General features: G+C 38.9%; 21 protein-coding genes and 2 other annotated features. Of the genes, 19 read left to right on the top strand and 2 right to left on the bottom strand.

Features of this window, described 5'->3' with window-relative positions; genetic code table 11:
* Positions 1–27: 27 nt before the first annotated feature.
* Entirely contained in the window at positions 28–231 is a 204-nt protein-coding gene (locus LC455_RS19325; protein WP_223593177.1) for a cold-shock protein, read from the top strand.
* A 39-nt stretch (positions 232–270) separates the two neighbouring features.
* Here LC455_RS19325 and LC455_RS19320 read toward each other — a convergent pair whose 3' ends face one another.
* Positions 271–564 (bottom strand): DUF6509 family protein, encoded by a 294-nt coding sequence (locus LC455_RS19320; RefSeq protein ID WP_223593176.1) that lies wholly within the window; start codon positions 562–564, stop codon positions 271–273.
* 259 nt (positions 565–823) lie between these two features.
* On the opposite strand from LC455_RS19320, the gene LC455_RS19315 reads away from it, so the two are divergent.
* The 4 genes from LC455_RS19315 (at position 824) to LC455_RS19300 (ending at position 5,276) form a co-directional block, all read left to right on the top strand.
* On the top strand, positions 824–1,576 hold the full coding sequence (locus LC455_RS19315; RefSeq protein ID WP_223593175.1) for a DeoR/GlpR family DNA-binding transcription regulator: 753 nt from the start codon (positions 824–826) through the stop codon (positions 1,574–1,576).
* Positions 1,573–2,487, top strand: coding sequence for a 1-phosphofructokinase (gene pfkB / locus LC455_RS19310; RefSeq protein ID WP_223593174.1), 915 nt, complete (start codon positions 1,573–1,575; stop codon positions 2,485–2,487). Before LC455_RS19315 ends, pfkB begins: the two co-directional genes overlap by 4 nt.
* 14 nt (positions 2,488–2,501) lie before the next feature.
* On the top strand, positions 2,502–4,364 hold the full coding sequence (locus tag LC455_RS19305; protein WP_223593173.1) for a PTS fructose transporter subunit IIABC: 1,863 nt from the start codon (positions 2,502–2,504) through the stop codon (positions 4,362–4,364).
* Positions 4,365–4,478: 114 nt separating this feature from the next.
* Positions 4,479–5,276, top strand: a complete 798-nt coding sequence (locus tag LC455_RS19300; protein WP_223593172.1) for a DUF2935 domain-containing protein — start codon at positions 4,479–4,481, stop codon at positions 5,274–5,276.
* Between the two features lie 216 nt (positions 5,277–5,492).
* Here the strand turns inward: LC455_RS19300 and LC455_RS19295 are convergent, their stop codons facing one another.
* Positions 5,493–6,767, bottom strand: coding sequence for an MFS transporter (locus LC455_RS19295; protein WP_223593171.1), 1,275 nt, complete (start codon positions 6,765–6,767; stop codon positions 5,493–5,495).
* 180 nt (positions 6,768–6,947) lie between these two features.
* Positions 6,948–7,199, top strand: a binding site (T-box leader).
* A 37-nt stretch (positions 7,200–7,236) separates the two neighbouring features.
* Positions 7,237–7,486, top strand: a binding site (T-box leader).
* A gap of 62 nt (positions 7,487–7,548) precedes the next feature.
* Between LC455_RS19295 and trpE the strand changes: the two genes are divergently transcribed.
* The 14 genes from trpE to LC455_RS31935 form a co-directional block, all read left to right on the top strand.
* Positions 7,549–8,937: an anthranilate synthase component I gene (gene trpE / locus LC455_RS19290; protein ID WP_223593170.1), complete on the top strand. Its 1,389-nt coding sequence runs from the start codon at positions 7,549–7,551 to the stop codon at positions 8,935–8,937.
* Positions 8,934–9,545: an anthranilate synthase component II gene (locus LC455_RS19285; RefSeq protein WP_223593168.1), complete on the top strand. Its 612-nt coding sequence runs from the start codon at positions 8,934–8,936 to the stop codon at positions 9,543–9,545. The genes trpE and LC455_RS19285 overlap by 4 nt, the downstream gene beginning before the upstream one ends.
* Complete coding sequence (gene trpD, locus LC455_RS19280; RefSeq protein WP_223593166.1) at positions 9,517–10,545, top strand: anthranilate phosphoribosyltransferase; 1,029 nt, start codon at positions 9,517–9,519, stop codon at positions 10,543–10,545. The genes LC455_RS19285 and trpD overlap by 29 nt, the downstream gene beginning before the upstream one ends.
* Complete coding sequence (gene trpC, locus LC455_RS19275; protein WP_223593165.1) at positions 10,546–11,337, top strand: indole-3-glycerol phosphate synthase TrpC; 792 nt, start codon at positions 10,546–10,548, stop codon at positions 11,335–11,337.
* Positions 11,334–11,960, top strand: coding sequence for a phosphoribosylanthranilate isomerase (locus tag LC455_RS19270; RefSeq protein WP_223593163.1), 627 nt, complete (start codon positions 11,334–11,336; stop codon positions 11,958–11,960). Before trpC ends, LC455_RS19270 begins: the two co-directional genes overlap by 4 nt.
* A complete protein-coding gene (gene trpB, locus LC455_RS19265) occupies positions 11,957–13,156 on the top strand; it encodes a tryptophan synthase subunit beta (RefSeq protein ID WP_223593162.1) in 1,200 nt (399 codons plus the stop codon). The genes LC455_RS19270 and trpB overlap by 4 nt, the downstream gene beginning before the upstream one ends.
* A 2-nt stretch (positions 13,157–13,158) precedes the next feature.
* A complete protein-coding gene (gene trpA / locus LC455_RS19260; protein ID WP_223593161.1) occupies positions 13,159–13,944 on the top strand; it encodes a tryptophan synthase subunit alpha in 786 nt (261 codons plus the stop codon).
* Positions 13,945–14,128: 184 nt separating this feature from the next.
* The gene (gene mnmH / locus LC455_RS19255) at positions 14,129–15,205 is read left to right on the top strand and encodes a tRNA 2-selenouridine(34) synthase MnmH (RefSeq protein WP_223593160.1); all 1,077 of its coding nucleotides are present in this window, start codon (positions 14,129–14,131) and stop codon (positions 15,203–15,205) included.
* A 354-nt stretch (positions 15,206–15,559) separates the two neighbouring features.
* Complete coding sequence (locus LC455_RS31485; protein WP_263297843.1) at positions 15,560–15,688, top strand: hypothetical protein; 129 nt, start codon at positions 15,560–15,562, stop codon at positions 15,686–15,688.
* Positions 15,689–15,715: 27 nt separating this feature from the next.
* Entirely contained in the window at positions 15,716–16,393 is a 678-nt protein-coding gene (locus LC455_RS19250; RefSeq protein WP_223593159.1) for a response regulator transcription factor, read from the top strand.
* Positions 16,390–17,787 (top strand): HAMP domain-containing sensor histidine kinase, encoded by a 1,398-nt coding sequence (locus tag LC455_RS19245; RefSeq protein ID WP_223593158.1) that lies wholly within the window; start codon positions 16,390–16,392, stop codon positions 17,785–17,787. Before LC455_RS19250 ends, LC455_RS19245 begins: the two co-directional genes overlap by 4 nt.
* A gap of 90 nt (positions 17,788–17,877) precedes the next feature.
* Positions 17,878–18,105, top strand: coding sequence for a hypothetical protein (locus LC455_RS19240; RefSeq protein WP_223593157.1), 228 nt, complete (start codon positions 17,878–17,880; stop codon positions 18,103–18,105).
* A 94-nt stretch (positions 18,106–18,199) separates the two neighbouring features.
* Positions 18,200–18,541: a transposase gene (locus LC455_RS19235; protein ID WP_223593156.1), complete on the top strand. Its 342-nt coding sequence runs from the start codon at positions 18,200–18,202 to the stop codon at positions 18,539–18,541.
* Positions 18,526–18,832: IS3 family transposase (locus tag LC455_RS31935; protein WP_369075762.1), on the top strand; the 307-nt coding region annotated here is incomplete at its 3' end. The genes LC455_RS19235 and LC455_RS31935, both read left to right, overlap by 16 nt.

The raw sequence follows: 18,832 nt of genomic DNA, 5'->3' as shown, positions 1-18,832 counted from the left end.
ATGTACTAAAAACAAGGGGTGAAAGTTGTGGCATTTGGTAGAAGAAATGACGAAGAAATCAAATTAGAGGAAACAAAAATTTGGGTTTGTAGTTCAGAGGATTGTAAATGCTGGATTCGCGACAATTTTAAAAGCAGTGAAGAGCCCCGTTGTCCAATATGCAAAAGTGAAATGAGGCAAACGACAAAAGAGCTTCAGGTCATTCATAATCATAGTAAAAATTTTATGTAAACAGATTTAAAGCAGGGTAAAATGATACCCTGCTTTTTATTATTCTATAGCGTTTTCTTTACAATATGTAAGAACCAACTCTTCCTCATCTTCCTCAAGGGCAAAGTCCAGCACCTTTTCGCTTCCTTTTTCGTAAAAATGATAGGTAGAAAGCTTTGCCTCATTTTGATCCACGACGAAAATGACTTTTAAACCTACACCTTTATCCGAAAAGAGTTCATCCTCTTCATCAATATCTAAATCTAGGAAAAATTCGTAGCGATCCCCAGATAATAAGCCGAATGGATCTTCTAGTTTTTCTACTGTATGGCCAGTAATGTTCAAGGGTATCATCCTTTGTTTTTTATTAGTCCTTTTTATTATACACATTTTTATTGAAAAGCCGAAAAGTTATCCTAGTTAAATCTTATTTTGGTGAAATAATATTTAGTAGCACCACAGGACTGGTGCTTTTTTTGTTGGTCATTATGATAAAATGTCAAAAACTTTCAAAAACAATCATAAGTTGATTGTTTTTGAAAGAAAATGATTGATTTTTGCAATCGGTTTCAGTAATATTAAAGCAGGAAAAGAAATTTCAGGTGGTGATAATGTGTTAACACCAGAAAGACATCGCATAATTCTCCAATTATTAAAGGAGAAAAGTGTCGTGAAAATCCAGGAAATTATGGACATAACTAATACATCAGAATCAACAATCCGCAGGGATTTATCACAATTGGAAGAACAAAAATTTTTAAAGAGAATTCATGGAGGGGCTTCAAGATTACAGGGCAAACTCCAAGAACCAAGCATGAGTGAGAAATCCTCCAAAAACCTTCACGAAAAACGATCAATTGCCAAGTATGCGGCAAGTTTGGTGGAGGAGGGAGATTCGATTTACCTTGATGCAGGTTCAACGGTGATTGAAATGATTGAATTCTTACCGCTTAAAAATATTGTGGTAGTGACCAATGGTTTAATGCATTTAAAACCGTTATTAAATAAAGGTATTTCCACATTTCTAATCGGTGGACTAATAAAACCGAATACAAATGCTTTTATTGGAAGAGGAGCGTTAGCCAGTCTCGACCTGTATCGTTTTGACAAATGCTTTATGGGAGTGAATGGCATTCACCCGCAGTTCGGCTTTACAACTCCCGATCAGGAGGAAGCAATGGTTAAGCAGAAGGCGATTTCTCTTTCTAGAGAAGCATATGTTTTAGCCGACAATACAAAGTTTGCTGAAATATCTTTCGCGAAAATTGCTGACATCCATGAAGCATCCATTATCACTAATGAATTAGAGGAAGAAACACAAAATCAGTATGTAAATAAGACATCCATAAAGGTAGTGACTGCATGATTTACACATTAACGTTAAACCCATCGGTGGACTATATTGTTCAATTGGAAAGCTTTAGTCTAGGGGAATTAAATCGAACGGTAAGTGAAGCAAAGTTTCCAGGCGGTAAAGGGATTAATGTTTCTAGGGTTTTAAAACAATATGGAGCGAAAAGTAAAGCGTTTGGCTTTATAGGCGGTTTTACTGGAGCATATATCGAGCAATACCTAAATAAAGAAAACATTGAAACAGACTTTGTGAAGGTGGCCGAAGATTCCCGGATCAATATCAAGCTGAAAACAGGCCAAGAATCTGAAATTAATGCCAAGGGGCCTAACATAACAGAATTAGATTTTCACCAGCTTAAGGATAAAATTCGCCAGTTAGGCTCATCGGACTTATTAGTTTTGGCAGGAAGTATTCCTTCCTCTTTACCTGAAACCACATATGAAGAGCTAGTGAAGATTTGTGGGGAAACAGGAGCACAATTTGTTGTCGATGCTGAAGGAGACCTGCTTAAAAAAGTTCTTCCTTATAAACCATTTTTAATCAAACCTAATCATCACGAACTTGGCGAACTTTTTGACACTGCTTTTGATTCAGCGGAGGAAGTTATCCCATATGGAAAAAAACTTGCTGAAATGGGTGCCCAAAATGTAATTGTATCACTTGCAGAAAAGGGTGCTGTATTGATAAGTGAGAACATTGCCTATTTGGCTGAAGTGCCAAAAGGAGAGGTTAAAAATTCAGTTGGAGCAGGTGACTCGATGGTGGCAGGATTCCTGGCAGCATACGAGAGAACAGCTGACCTCAAAGAAGCATTTCGATACAGTGTAGCCTCAGGAAGTGCAACGGCATTTTCACTCGGATTATGTACTAAAGAAAAAGTAGAAGAGCTCCTCTCGCAGGTGCAAATAAAAGAAATTCTCTAAGGGAGAGAAAAGCAATGAAAATTACTGAATTGTTATCCCGGAATACCATTCTATTAAATATCGAAGGCAATCAAAAAGAAAAGACAATTGATCAACTAGTTTCGGTCTTATTTAATGCTGGAAAAATCAACGATCAAGCAGAATTTAAAGCAGCAATTTTAAAGCGTGAGGGCCAAAGTACTACAGGAGTTGGTGATGGCATTGCCATTCCTCATGCGAAAACAAAAGCGGTTAATGAAGCTGCTATTGTATTTGGTAAATCTGCTTCTGGTGTAAATTATGAATCCTTAGATGGGAAACCAGCACATCTTTTTTTCATGATTGCCGCCCCTGAAGGTGCGAATAATACACACTTGGAAGCATTGGCCCGTCTTTCTGGTATGTTAATGAAAGCTGAAGTACGGTACGAGCTTTTAAAAGCAACCTCAGCGGAGGAAGTTATCGATACGATTAACCGATTTGATAAAGAAGATAAACAGGAAACGGTTATTTCCAATAAGAAGGATCTTATCGTTGCTGTTACAGGCTGTCCAACTGGTATTGCGCACACCTATATGGCAGCAGATTCCTTAAAAGCAAAGGCTGCGGAATTGGGAGTAGACATTAAGGTTGAAACAAATGGTTCAGGCGGCGCAAAGAATGTTCTAACGAAGGATGAAATTGAAAATGCTGCAGCGGTCATTATTGCTGCTGATATCAATGTGGAAATGGAAAGATTCAAAGGCAAACATGTGATTCAAGCTGCAGTTGCTGATGGAATTCGCCGTCCGGAACAATTAATTAACCGTGCAGTAAAACAGGATGCTCCCATTTATAATGGAAATGGCGGCCAAAGTGAAAAATCATCTGAACAAAAAGCTCCACGATCAGGCTTTTACAAGCATTTAATGAACGGTGTCTCCAACATGCTTCCGTTTGTTGTCGGCGGTGGTATTCTAATTGCCATCAGCTTTATGTTTGGTTATAATTCCGCTAACCCGGATGACCCATCCTACAATCCAATTGCGGCAGTAATCAAGGCAATTGGCGGTGATAATGCATTTGCACTTATCGTCCCTGTTCTTGCCGGTTTTATCGCCCTAAGCATTGCCGATCGACCAGGTTTCGCTCCAGGTATGGTAGGCGGTATGATGGCAGCTCATGGCGGAGCAGGCTTCCTTGGTGGTTTGATTGCCGGTTTTCTTGCAGGATATATTGTACTTCTTTTAAAGAGAGTATTTGCAGGCCTTCCACGTTCGCTTGAGGGAATTAAAAGTATTTTGATTTATCCTTTGTTAGGCATTGCGATTACTGGGTTTTTGATGCACTATGTCGTTAATAATCCTGTGGCTTGGATTAACAAGGAAATTGCCGCTTGGTTAACAGGTCTTGGAACAGGTAATGCTGTGTTGTTAGGTATTGTTCTTGGTTTGATGATGTCTTTTGACATGGGTGGTCCGGTAAATAAAGCAGCGTATGTTTTTGGAACAGGTTTATTGGCAAGTGGGGTATATGAGCCAATGGCGGCAATTATGGCAGCAGGAATGGTGCCGCCGCTCGCAATCGCTATCGCAACAACTATTTTTAAAAATAAATTTAACGACCAAGATAGAGATGCAGGTAAGGCTTGTTATGTTATGGGCTTATCCTTTATTACAGAGGGAGCAATTCCATTTGCTGCAGCAGATCCGCTACGCGTTATTCCTTCCGTTATGGCAGGTTCGGCCATTGCTGGAGCGTTATCAATGGCATTTGGAATCGGACTACGTGCTCCGCATGGCGGGATATTCGTTGTCCCATTAGTAGAAAATGGTGCATTACTATATGCCATGGCCATTCTAATTGGCTCGGTCGTATCAGCGCTTTTAATCGGTTTCCTTAAGAAACCAGTGAAATAATTTTTGAAAAAAGCCGGTAAACCTTGTTTGCCGGCATATTTTTTTATCATAAATTGTAACCAGCCAGAATAACATCAGATTGGTATGTGTATTTTGACCTGAGGGGGCATTATCATGAATGATGATTTTGAGAAAACAGCACGATTTGAGCATCGATTCTGGCTCCAAATATTAGGGGATCATTCCCGGTTTATTCTAGAGGCTTTAGCACCCGTAGAAAAAGAGGAAATCGAAAAAGCGGCAGCCTTTATTCAAACTTTTGATACGCTTCTTGGGCAGGTAAAAACAGCAGATGTAGTACAATTAACGGCTAATGCTGAAACAGAAGTCCTAAAACTCCGGGAATTTAAATTAAGTTTACTTAAAAGGCATTTAATTAGTAGGATAAAAATCCATCTTTCTCCAACTTTTCTTAATCATATGGTCAATGAATTAGAAGAATATTTACGGATCATAACACACTTAAAAACAGGCAAGCTTCCGCCAGTTTATCATGAACTTCATCATCATCTTGTTTGGTTATTGGATGCTGCCGGGCATGCAGGCGCGATTTCTTCCAATTTAGACGGAGTGGAAAAAAGGCTGAAAGAAAAAAGTGATTTGTATACTAAGCATTTTGAAGATTTTTATTTAAAAGCAGTTGAATTGGCTGGCTATTTAAGGACGAACATCACCTCATTTCCAGCCTTGGATAAAATGAATTCAGATGCTGTCTTAGAAATTAAATTATTTCGAAATTTCCTCCATGAAATTGAAGAATTAGAACTAAGTGCTCAAGCTCTTGGTACGTTCTCACCACTAATGGCAGACCATATGTCACGAGAAGAGTGTTATTACCTCATGAAATTAGCAGAATCAACCAACACAGAAATGCCAAACTGTGATCCAGCTAAACCAAGACTAAAAGAATAGGCGCTGTTAGGCAATTGTTTATTTTAACGCTGTTGATTGGAGAGGGAGGTGCGAAGACTCGCGGGAGTACGGGGCAGGGGAGACCCCCAGGCGCCAAAGCGCCGAGGAGGCTCCCCGGCACGCCCGCGAACCGCTCGCGCTAGGAGCGCAAATCAACAACTAGTATAAAAGAGCCAATGAATTATGAATTATAAAGAAGAGCTGAGGACATATTCCTCAGCTCTCTTTCGGTTTAATGGCTTTCAAAGCGACCAAGGCAGCCAAAATACTTAAACTGCTAAGAAGGATAAAAATCCAGTGGTTTGAATGCTTCATAAACAAAGCAATAATCGGAGGTCCAGCCGCTACTCCGATAAACCTCATTGAACTGTAAATGGAAGTAATAGTTCCGCGCTCTTCCTTCTCAACACCCTCGGTTATTAAAGCATCAAGACAGGGGAGTCCAATCCCGATTCCTACCCCGCTAATCAAGAACATCGTAAGCATGTACCAAAGCTTAATCGAAAACCAGAGGGCAGCGATGGAGAATGCCGCAGCAACCATTCCACCAAAGGTTAACCATTTCATTAATACTTTATTTTTTTTTATTACCTTGCCGCTTATAAAGGATGATAAACAAAGTGCCCCAAGTGGTAATGCTAAAAAGAAGCCTTTTTTGATATCCTTTATTCCATATTTCGTTTCGAATATTTCAGAAAGGTAGAAAAGTATCCCAAATAGAACGAGCATGAGAATGCCGCCAATAAAAAAGATGGCATAAAGCCAACGACCTTTTTCCGTAAAAGTTTTCTTGACATTAATAAAAAAATCCTTAAATGGGACTGGTTTATCAGATTTTTTGGGACATTTAACAAGAAAAATCATCATTAACACAGAAATACCACAAAAAACTGGAAAAGAGAAGAAAGGTAAAAACCAAATAAATCCAGCTAAAAATGCCCCCAGAATCGGACTTAAAACTTTTCCAAAGGTGTTGGAGGTTTCAATTAAACCAAGTGTACAGCTGACATCGTCATCATTCTTAAACATATCGCCGACGAGCGGCATGACAATTGGAGCTGCTCCGGCGGCACCCACACCCTGAAGTGCACGCCCAATTAAAATCAGCCAATATGGATTATCTAATTTCCAAGCGGCCCAGCCTGATAGCAGTCCGCCAATCCCGGCGATGATAAGACTTGGAATAATGACCTTTTTTCTGCCAATATGATCAGACAAATATCCGGCAACTGGGATTAAAAAAATAGCAACAATAGAATATACCGTAATGATCATACTGGTTTGAAAAGAAGAAATCGATAATTTTTTTTCCATAGTTGGCAAAACTGGAATTAGCATCGAATTTCCCAAGGTCATCACTAAAGGAATGGAAGATAGCGAGACAATGGCCCACTTTTGGCTTGAAACCTCATTGGACCTCTTTTGCCCTGCCCGAGACTGTTTCTTTTTTTCAGCTCGCGGATTTTGGCCTAACTGTTCAATATGTTCCATTAATCTTCGATCCCGCCTTAAATTATTTTCTACTGTTAATATTCACTTAATCGGTTTTAAAAAACTAATCCTTTAAATGGAAGTTGATTTAAATATTTTAAAGATGATTTCGAAGATTAAAAAAATTTATCCTTGACAATGATGGATTAACTGTAATAATATAATAAACAATAATATGAACGTAAGGCATTGACGAAGAATAGTACCTTTAACGGATTCTTAAAGAGAGCTGATGGTTGGTGTAAATCAGTGTTGACGTTTAAGGGAATGGACTTCCGAGCCTCCAAACCGAACCTCCTTGATTGGTCAGTAGGCTTTGGCGAAGATCTCATCGTTACAAGAGACAGATATTAAAGCTTTTTGCTTCGATATCGGTAAAGAGAGCTAATTTTTAGCTAATGAAGGTGGCACCACGGGTCTTCCGTCCTTTTTTGGATGGAAGGCCTTTTTGTATTTACAAATCAATATAGAAATATCGATGAGCAAGAGGAGTACACATTTTTGTTTCTTTCCAGAGAGTCGGGGATGGTGAGAGCCCGATAAGAAAGGATTTGTGGAATGGACTTGTGAGAGGCATCTTGAACCAAAAGTAGGGATGCACGGAATTCCACCGTTAAAAGGATAGGATATCGAATGAAATTATTCTGTATCCGAAAGAGGAAGCAGGTTGGTTCTGCTTCAAATGGAGGTGGCACCACGGTCCGAGAATCGTCCTCTATATGCGCAATTTTTCCCTGCGCATATAGAGGGCGATTTTTTTTATTCAGAAGGGAGCTATAATATGACAACAAAATCCAAATATATCGTACAAGAAATAAAAGGAGATACTCTTACACCGATATCGATTTTACAAAAAATTAGCGGTAACAAAAAATTCTTGTTGGAAAGTTCTCATAAATACAATGACTCTGGCCGATATTCCTTTATTGGTGCAGATCCAGCCTTTGAGCTTATTTCTAAAGGGGATTCTAATGAAATTTTCAATCGGGTTGGTGAAAAAAAAGTAGTGCAGGGAAATCCAATTGAGGTTTTAAAAGAGTTATTACCGAATAAAAGCCTGGAAGAGCTGCCATTTCCGTTTATTGGAGGAGCAGTTGGATATGTAGGATACGACATAATCCGACAGTATGAAGTTATTGGAGATGAATTCCCAAATGGAATGGAAATGCCGGATGTCCACTTAATGTTTTATGAAGAAGTTATCGTTTTTGACCATCTTGAAGAAAAGGTAATGATTTGCGGATGCCAGCTTTCTGAAGAAAATCAGATAACAGAAATAGAAATACGGATAAATCAGAGGATTGAGGAACTAAAAAAACCTACCTTCTATCAAAATGAGGAGCCCTTTCAATTTTCTGGATTTGATTCTGAAACAAGTCGAGAGGTCTTTCTCAAAAATGTTGAAATAGCAAAAGAGCATATTTTAGCAGGTGATATCTTTCAAGTGGTCCTTTCGAGAAGAATGAAGTCAGCCTTTGCCGGAGACCCTTTATCCCTTTACCGGAAGCATCGAGCACATAATCCAACTCCGTATATGTTCTACATCGATTTTGCGGCCTATACCGTAATTGGATCATCACCGGAGAGCTTGATAAAAACAAGGGGGAATAAGGTCATTTCCAATCCTATTGCAGGTACAAAAAGACGAGGCAGAAACAATGATGAGGATTTATTAATTGAAGAAGAGTTAAAAAGTGATGAAAAAGAATTAGCTGAACATAAGATGCTGGTCGATCTTGGCCGAAATGATCTTGGAAAAATTTGCGATTTTGGTACCGTTCAAGTTGATAAGTATATGGCAGTTGAAAAATACCGTCATGTAATGCACTTGGTCTCAGAAGTGAGCGGGGTTCTAAATTCGAATAAAACTGCAATAGATGCCTTGGCAGCGTGCTTACCGGCGGGGACTGTTTCAGGTGCTCCTAAGGTTAGGGCAATGGAGATCATTAACTCCTTGGAAAAGTCAAAAAGAGGCCTATATTCAGGTGCGATTGGTTATGTATCAGCTAACGGGGATATGGATTTTGCCTTGGCCATCAGAACGATGGTTTTAAAGGAGGGCAATGCCTATATTCAAGCTGGTGCAGGGATTGTGTACGACTCTAACCCGGAATCAGAATACCAAGAAACGTTAAATAAATTAAATTCCTTTTTGGAGGGTGAGAAATGATTTTACTGATTGATAACTTTGACTCCTTCACATACAACCTTTATCAGTATTTAGGTGAAATCGGGGAAGAGGTTGAGGTAGTTAGAAACAACCAGCTAACCGTTGACAAAATTAAAGAATTAAAACCTAAAGCAATAATCCTCTCACCTGGACCAGGTAAACCTGAGGATGCCGGAATTTGTATTGAAGTGATTAAAACCTATTATAATCAGTTCCCAATCTTAGGAATCTGCCTTGGCCATCAGGCGATTGGAGCGGCTTTTGGAGGGAAAATTCAAAGGGCAGAATTAATCAAACATGGTAAAACATCCATCATTTCGCACAATGGTGAAGGGGTTTTTAAAGATCTTCCTGACATATTGGAAGTCATGCGCTATCACTCCTTGATTATTGAGAAAAGCAGTATGCCTGAAGTCCTCGAAAGTGTTGCAGAGTCAAGTGAAGACCAAGAAATTATGGCGATAAAGCATCGAAATTATCCAGTATATGGTCTGCAGTTCCATCCCGAGTCAATTGGAACGCCGGCTGGAAAACAAATATTGAAAAACTTTTTACTTGAGATCGAAAGGATGAGGACAAATGAAGAATTATTTACTCCAGTTAGCTGAGCGTGAATCATTTTCTGAAAGCCAGATGAAAGAAGCAGTCGATTTCATCTTGGGTGAAGAAGTTTCAGAATCAGAAATCGCTGCCTTTCTAATGGGGTTGAAATCCAAGGGAGAAACAGTTGAGGAAATTACGGGTATTGTTAAAGCCATGAAGGCCAATACCCTTACCTTTAAAAAGAGATTGCCGGGTGTTATTGATAATTGCGGAACAGGGGGGGATGGTTCCTCAAGTTTTAATGTCAGCACAACCTCTGCTTTTGTAATTGCTGGTGCCGGAATCCCTGTTGCCAAACATGGAAATAGAAGTGTTTCGAGCAAGACTGGAAGTGCCGATGTTTTAGAGTACTTAGGGGTGAATTTAAATCTGCCAGCAGAAAGAACAGAGGAAATTCTTCAAGAAATCGGATTATCCTTTTTATTTGCGCCGAACGTCCATCCAAAATTGAAAAAAGTAATGACCGTTCGAAAACAATTGAAAATACCAACAGTGTTTAATTTTATCGGGCCGCTGACAAATCCGATTGATTTAGACTATCAATTGCTCGGTGTGTATCGAAGAGACTTATTAAATGTGTTTGCCGATGTCCTAAAGAAGTTAGGCCGTAAGCGAGCCATTGTCATTAATGGGGCAGGATTTATGGACGAAGCTTCCCTGCAAGGAGAAAACCATCTCACTCTTTTAGAGGATGGAATCATAACCTACCAATCTTTCCATCCTGAAGAGGTAAATCTCCCGCAATATGATAATAGCTGTATTAAAGGTGGAGATTCAAAAGATAATGCCGAAATTTTAATCAAAGTGTTAAAAGGTGAAAAAGGTGCTTATCGTGATACGGTATTGCTTAATGCAGGAATGGGGATTTTTACAGCGGGCAAAGCAAATTCCATTAAGGACGGAATTCAAACAGCCAGGGAAATCATTGATACCGGTGCAGCTTATGAAAAATTAACTAGCTTAATTGAAAAATCCCAAGCATCCGGTAAGAAAGAGGCGATTTAAGTGGAAACAATTTTAGATAAAATTATTGCTCAAAAGAAAAAGGATATTCCCAAACTCCTTGAAGGGAAACAGACATTGCATCCCGTTGTCCGCCAGAAAAGGTCGTTTATTCAAAAGCTGCAAACAGCTGAAGAAATATCCATTATATCTGAATTTAAGCGGGCCTCACCTTCTAAAGGAATTATTAACGATACTATTCCACCAGCTATTCAGGCTGGTCTATATGAAGAATATGGCGCTTCCGCGATTTCTGTCCTGACAGATCAAACCTTTTTTAAAGGTTCATTTTCTGATTTGCTGGCGGTTCGAAACACTGTGAACCTGCCAATTCTATGTAAAGACTTTATTATTGATCAAATTCAAATTGATTTTGCTGCAGCTCACGGCGCAGACATTGTTTTGCTGATTGTTGCAGCATTAGACGAATTTAAATTGATTGAACTTTTTCAATACGCAAAGGGCATAGGGCTGGAAGTATTGGTGGAGGTTCATAATCTCGAGGAACTGGAAACGGCCCTGAAAACTGGTGCCAGGCTTATTGGCGTAAATAATCGCGACTTAAAAACCTTTCATGTCTCGCTTGAAGTTACAGAGAAATTAGCAAAAGTTGTAAGAGATGCGGGTGCCTATCTTATAAGTGAAAGTGGAATCCACTATCAAGAAGATGTGGAACGGGTAAGAAATGCAGGTGCAAATGGGGTCTTAGTCGGGGAGGCTTTCATGAAAAGTGCAGATGTAAAACAATCCTTTTTGAATTTTCGCTTACCTCTGAAAGAAGGTGCACGGAGATGAAAGTAAAAATTTGCGGGATATCCGATGTGGAAACAGGGATTGCGGCCTCCCAATTTGGTGCAGATGCCATTGGGTTTGTATTTGCAGAAAGTAAAAGGAAGGTTTCGATTGATAAGGCAAAGGAAATAGCTTCCTTCTTACCTAAAGAAGTGTTTAAGGTTGGGGTATTTGTTAATGAATCGAAGGAAGAAATAGAAAGAATTGCGTCTATTGTTGGCCTTACACATATCCAATTACACGGTGATGAAACAGCTTCTTTTAGCGAATCACTATCATTACCAGTAATCAAAGCCATTAGCTTTCAGGGAAATGAGAACTTAGAAACCTATAAGAATTTTCCGAGTGACTATTTGTTACTAGACAGTCCAAAAGGAAAATATCGAGGTGGAAATGGCACTGCTTTTAATTGGAACGAAGTAAATTTAAGTCTACTAAATCGTAAACCGGTTATTCTCGCCGGGGGGTTGCATGCAGGCAATGTAGAAGAGGCCATCCATATTATTCAACCCTTTATGGTTGATGTGAGCTCTGGAGTCGAAACGGATGGAAAAAAAGATATCCAGAAGATAAAAACATTTATTGAAAAGGTAAAAGGAAGCTTAATTGGAGGGAATACAAAATGAACACATATACATTACCAAATGAAAAAGGCCATTTTGGCATATTCGGCGGAAGATTTGTACCAGAAACACTCATGAAGGCAGTCATTGAGCTTGGTGAGGCATATGACGATGCAAAGAAGGACCCTAGCTTTCACGCTGAAATTCAAAGATTATTAAAGGATTACGTTGGAAGAGAAACCCCATTATACTTTGCCGAAAATCTTACAAAGTATGCTGGAGGAGCAAGGATTTTTCTAAAACGAGAGGATTTAAATCATACGGGTGCACATAAGATTAACAATGCAATTGGTCAGGCACTTCTTGCTGTACGAATGGGGAAAAGAAAGATTGTCGCGGAAACGGGAGCCGGGCAGCATGGTGTGGCAACGGCAACGGTTTGTGCCTTATTAAATCTTGATTGCATCATCTTTATGGGGGAGGAAGATATCAAAAGGCAGGCTCTAAATGTGTTTCGAATGGAATTGCTGGGTGCAAAGGTAGTAAGTGTTACATCTGGCAGTGCAACCTTAAAAGATGCTGTGAACGAAGCCTTAAGGTACTGGGTTGCCAATGTGGATGATACTCACTATTTATTAGGGTCTGTAATGGGGCCGCACCCATTCCCGCAGATGGTTAGGGATTTTCAAAGTGTAATCGGCAAAGAAACAAAAGAACAATTTCATAAGCTCGAAGGAAAGCTTCCTGATGCAGTTGTTGCCTGTATTGGCGGCGGGAGTAATGCAATGGGCATGTTCCATCCGTTTATTGAGAATGAGGAAGTCAAGCTTTATGGCGTAGAAGCAGCAGGAAGAGGTGTTGATACAGAATATCATGCTGCTTCCTTAACAAAAGGTAAACCAGGCGTATTGCATGGATCTTTAATGTATTTATTGCAGGATCAGAATGGTCAGATTCAAGAAGCCCATTCGATTTCAGCGGGTCTTGATTATCCTGGTGTAGGACCAGAACACAGCTATTTAAAAGATATCGGACGAGCAAACTATCAATCTATTACCGATAAAGAGGCACTTGACGCTTTCCAACTATTATCGAAAATGGAGGGAATCATACCGGCGCTTGAAAGTTCCCATGCGGTTGCCTTTGCTATAAAACTTGCAGCTGAAATGGATACAACAGAAAGTATTGTTATCTGCTTGTCTGGACGCGGTGATAAAGATGTGGATGCTGTGAAAAACAGGCTTGAGGGGGAGAAATAATCATGAATCGAATCGAACAAACTTTTACATTATTAAAAAAAGAACAAGGAAAAGCGTTCGTTCCTTATTTAATGGCAGGAGACGGCGGACTGGCCTGTTTAGTAGACCGTCTGGTTTTACTAGAAAAATATGGAGCAACTGCCATAGAAGTAGGAGTCCCTTTTTCTGACCCGGTAGCCGATGGGCCTACGATTCAACAGGCAGGAATTAGAGCGCTGGAAAAAGGAACAACCTTAAAAGGGATTATTGCTGAAATTGAAAAAGCGAGAAAGGTAGTTACGGTCCCGATTATCCTTATGACCTACTTAAATCCCATTTACTGTTATGGAATCAGCGAATTTGTCCGTGATATTAGTAATGCCGGCGTAGACGCATGTATAATTCCGGACCTGCCTGTGGAAGAAGAGGAGCTTATTGCACCCCAGCTTGAGGATGCACATGTGGAATTAATTCGTCTTGTTACCCTTACAACTCCAATCGAAAGGATAAGAACGATTGCTAGTAAGGGAAGGGGATTTTTATATTCTGTAACAATAAAGGGAATTACAGGAACGAGAAATGAATACGACAATGAGCTGTATCAATTTTTAAAACAGGTGAAAGAAGTTAGTCCGATTCCTGTTTTGGCTGGATTTGGAGTTTCTAATGAACAACAGGCATTAGAATTAACAGCTAATTGTGATGGTGTTATTGTCGGAAGTAAAATAGTGGAGTTGTTTGAAAAAAATGATCTAGAGGAAATGGAAAAATTAATGTCTGTTTTTAAGCAAGGATCAAAAATTAGATAGGAAAAAGTGTTAAATGCTAACAGGAATTTTGAAAATCTTGATAGCAATGATTATCTCCCTTATAATATGATTATACTCGTATTATATAAGAATTTTTTACTTGCTAACAAACATTTGTACGAAACTTCCCATTGAGGAAGTTTTTGTTTGTTTTGATATTTATTTTACAGGGAGTGTAGTATCTATGAAGGAAATAACTGTTGAAGAACTTATGACGATGAAGAATCCGATCATCATTGATATACGCTCGCCAATTGAGTTTAACGATGGTGCTATTCCTGGAGCAATCAATGTGCCTTTATTTACTGACGAAGAACGCCAAGAAATAGGGACAATTTATAAACAAGTAGGACAGGCAGCTGCAAAATGGAGAGCGATGGAGCTTGTATCTCCCAAAATACCCTATTTACTTCAAACGATTAAATCCTTTAATAAGGACGGAGAGCTGATTATCCATTGCTGGCGCGGCGGAATGCGCAGCAAGGCAGTCGTAACGTTTTTAGAATTCGCCGGCCTTTATTCATGGCGTTTGGTTGGCGGATATAAATCCTATCGTAATTATATCCTTGAGAAATTGCCAACGATGCTGCCAAGCCAAGCTATTGTGTTGCATGGATTGACTGGAGTCGGCAAGACGGAGGTTTTGAAAATTCTAAAACAGAAGGGATATGCTGTTTTGGATCTTGAAGAAATGGCCGGCCATAGAGGTTCGATTTTTGGTACTATTGGTCTTGGTGATGGATATAACCAAAAAACCTTCGACGCTCTTCTTTTTAAAGGTTTACAAGAAATCCATGGTTCGGACTATTTTCTAGTTGAGGCAGAAAGCAAGCGAATTGGCAAAGCTGTTCAGCCGGAGGAATTAATGACCAGTAAGTTTAAAGGTATTAACATTTACCTTCATTCACCAATAGAGCAGCGAGTTCGGCAGCTCGTTACCGAATATGTGCTTCCATTTAAGGATCAGCCTTGGTATCTGGAAAAAATTTCTGTTAGTTTAGAAAAGGTGTTAAGAAGGATAAAAGATAATGATATTAAAAAAGGACTTATGCAAACATTAGAGGATCAGAATTATCCTGAAATGATTCAAATTTTACTTGAACACTATTATGACCCTCGCTATGATCATGCAAGACAGGATTACGAAGGAGAATTTTTTGATATTTTTGCCGAAGACCCGATTGACGCTGCGGATAAAATTACAACAAAGTTAAAAGAGCTATCGGTAAGACCTCAGCTTGTTCTAAATAATCAATTCTAATCTATTTTTAATGATATTTTCATTTATCTTTATGATTTCTCTTGTATGATTTGCTTGTATGAATAATCTTTGGGAACCGGCTTGTGAATAATTTTGATTATTTAAGTTCATTTTGCTTATGTCTGCTTCTTTCTTGCTGCTAAGAACAAGCATAACCAAAATGAGGGTTCCCAATCGTCAGCACACGTTTCGAGCGTGTGCTTTTCTTTATCATTTTGCTGTTGAATTGCGCTCAAAACAACATATATTTTTATTAGATTCTCATTTTCTTTTCATACTGCTTTCCTTTTTCAGCGCTATAATAGGTTCAATTATAGCTTATGTCTTAGATTGATGAAAAAGGAGGAATGCAAGATGCCTTGGGTTCGTTTTGTCATTGTTGGCTTCTTTTCAATAACCGCACTTTCTCTTATGTCATACCAGTCGATAGAAATTGTACATGCAGTAATTAATTTTTTTCATGACAAACATCAGTTAAAATAAAAGAAAATACATTGTGAGCGTGGAAGTATGCCTAAATTATTAATCATAGAAGATGAAAAAAACTTAGCCAGATTTATTGAGCTTGAATTGAATTATGAAGGCTATGAAACAAAAGTTGCATCAGATGGCCGTAGCGGGTTGCAATTGGCCCTTACTGAAACCTGGGACGCCATCCTGCTTGATTTAATGCTGCCGGAATTAAATGGTCTTGAGGTCTGTCGCAGGATCAGACAGGCAAATAAGACCCTGCCAATCATTATGATTACTGCAAGGGATAGTGTTCTTGACCGTGTCTCCGGCCTTGATAGCGGGGCAGATGACTACATTGTTAAACCATTTGCGATTGAGGAATTGTTAGCCAGATTGAGGTCCTTGTTTCGAAGGGTTGAGGCATTAGGAACAACAGAATTAACAACGATTACGTTTAAGGATATTGTAGTTGAACTGGAATCCTGTGTGGTTAAAAAAGGCGATAAGGTGATTGGTTTAACCAAACGCGAATATGACCTTTTAGTGATTTTCATGAGCAATATTAATATCGTTCTAACAAGAGAAGTACTATTAAATAAAGTTTGGGGTTATAGTACCGGGGTAGAAACAAATGTTGTGGATGTTTACGTGCGCTATCTGAGAAATAAAATTGATGATCAAAATGAGGCAAGCTTTATTCAAACAGTGCGCGGCACAGGATATGTTATGAGATGAAAAAGAAAATAGGCTATTTTTTAAAACGGCTTCCCTGGCAGACTAAATTAGTCTTAAGCAGTTCAACGGCCATTTTTCTAACTTTTTTCTTGTTTAGCCTTCTGGAATATCATACCGTATCAAAATGGATGCTGAACCGAGAAGAAATTGCCATAAATAGAACCATCACAGATATTGCTGCCTTTTATAAAGTTAAGCCAGGCCCTTTATCCCAACAGGATATAGAACATAGTGAAGTCTTTTTAAGAAAAATGAACGATAAAGATCAGTTAATCAGGGTGTACAATCAAAAGGGGGAACTGCTTGTTTCTGATAAAAATGGAGACTTTTCAGTGTTAGAGCCAACTCCTGCAAATAAAAGAACGACTGAACGAGTGTCCATCGAAGGTCATGAAGCTATTGTTGCGAGATACCCCTTATTGAGTCCAAAGTTTAAAGGAACCCTAGAGATTGTTCGGCAATTAAATAACTATCATAAAATGATGAGTAACCTCTTTTGGGTCATGACGATATTTGGGTCAGCAGCGATACTTTTTAGTGCTATTAGCGGTTTTTTTCTTTCTAGGCAGCTGTTAAAACCAGTCAGGGATTTGGCACGAGCCATGAAACGGATAAAAGAAAATGGTTTTCAAGGAAGAATGGAATTATACGTGCATAAGGACGAATTAACAGACCTTACAAACGTTTTTAATGAAATGATGGATGAAATCGAAAAGTCATTCATGAAGCAAAAACAATTTGTAGAGGACGCTTCCCATGAATTGCGGACTCCCGTTTCAATCCTTGAAGGGCACCTGTCGTTATTGAATCGCTGGGGGAAAAAGGATCCAACGATTCTTGATGAATCCCTTGATGCCTCCTTACAAGAACTATCTAGGTTAAAAAAACTAATAAATGATTTACTACTATTAACACGTGCAGAAAACCCACGTGTAAAAAGTGGGGATAAAGCGGATATCTCTGCTGTATTACAGCACTTGATTAAAAATATTGAAATTGTTCATCCAGAGTACCAGTTTAATTTTGAAATAGAACAGCCAATTTCTAAGGCTGCCATCTCTGAGCAGCATTTAGAACAAATCCTGATTATTCTCATCGATAATTCGATCAAGTATTCACACGAAAATAAAACAATCTGGATTTCTGCTCATCAAAAAGGACGTGAAATATTGTTATCTGTTATCGACAGTGGAATTGGCATATCTAGTGAACATATTCCGGAAGTATTCAATCGTTTTTATCGAGTAGATAAAGCACGTGGCCGAGAAAATGGAGGAACGGGTTTAGGATTATCGATTGCCAAGCGTTTAATTATGAAATACAATGGATCCATTTCGATTGAAAGTAAAGAAGGCGTCGGAACTAAAGTCAGCATGATTCTTCCAATCAATTAATAGAGAAAATTCTAAATTTTAACACAACTATTCATAACGATTTCCTATTATAATAGAATTAAGAACAAGGTGTAGAAAGGGTTGAGAGCAATGAGGGAATCGAAGATTAGTTATCATCTGTTAGTTGATTGCCAAGAACATAATGCCTTTACCTTTGAAGATGGGATTAATATGTTTAGTGTTAATGCTCATTCTCATACATGCTTAAATTGTGGGCAAAAAGAAGGAAAAGAATTATTAGACCCAAATATTATCGAAAAACGAAATAAAGTCCCTAAAACACTTCAACACATTTCTTTAAAAAAAGTTTTTTATTGAAAAGACCGGTGATATTATCCCCTTTAAGTAGACAGTGTAAAAAAGCCCGCTAATTTGGCGGGAATGATACACTACTACTTGGAGGGGATTTTTTATGGCTAAAAAGGGGACAAAATTTCAATCCTATACAGAGGAATTCAGGCGTTTAGCAGTTGAAAGATATATAAATGGTGATGGTAGCTATCTGACTCTCTCTAAGGAGTTAGGATTGCCTAGCCCAACCCCATTAAAAACTTGGGTAAAAAAGTATGAGGAAGGCAATCAGCTTACCGATCAAAGGGGAAAACTTTCTTCTACTGATAATCCCCTTATAGGACGACCAAAAACAAAGTTCGAAAATATAGAACAAGAACGGGATTATTATAAGGCTCAGGTTGACTACCTAAAAAAGCAGTATCCAAATCTTCACGGGGAGGTGAAATCAAAAAAGCACTAAGGTTTGAGATTATTCATGAGCTTAAAGGGACATACCCCGTCAAATGGTTAACTGAAATTGCTGAGGTACAGAGGTCGGGCTATTACAAATGGGTTAAAACAATTGAAGTCCGCGAAAAGAAAAAGGAACTCGATCAGGACTTAATGGACCAGATGCTTTCCATTCATCTCAAACACAAGGAGTTTGGCTACCCTAGAATGGTGACCGCCCTTAAGGAAGAAGGGTTCGAGGTCAACCATAAAAAGGTTTACCGGTTAATGAAGGTAATGGATATTCAGTCGAAGATTAGAA

The sequence above is a fragment of the Neobacillus bataviensis genome, from assembly GCF_019969725.1.
The sequence above is the reverse complement of the archived record's forward strand: the minus strand, read 5'-3'. Positions and strand labels throughout refer to the sequence as shown.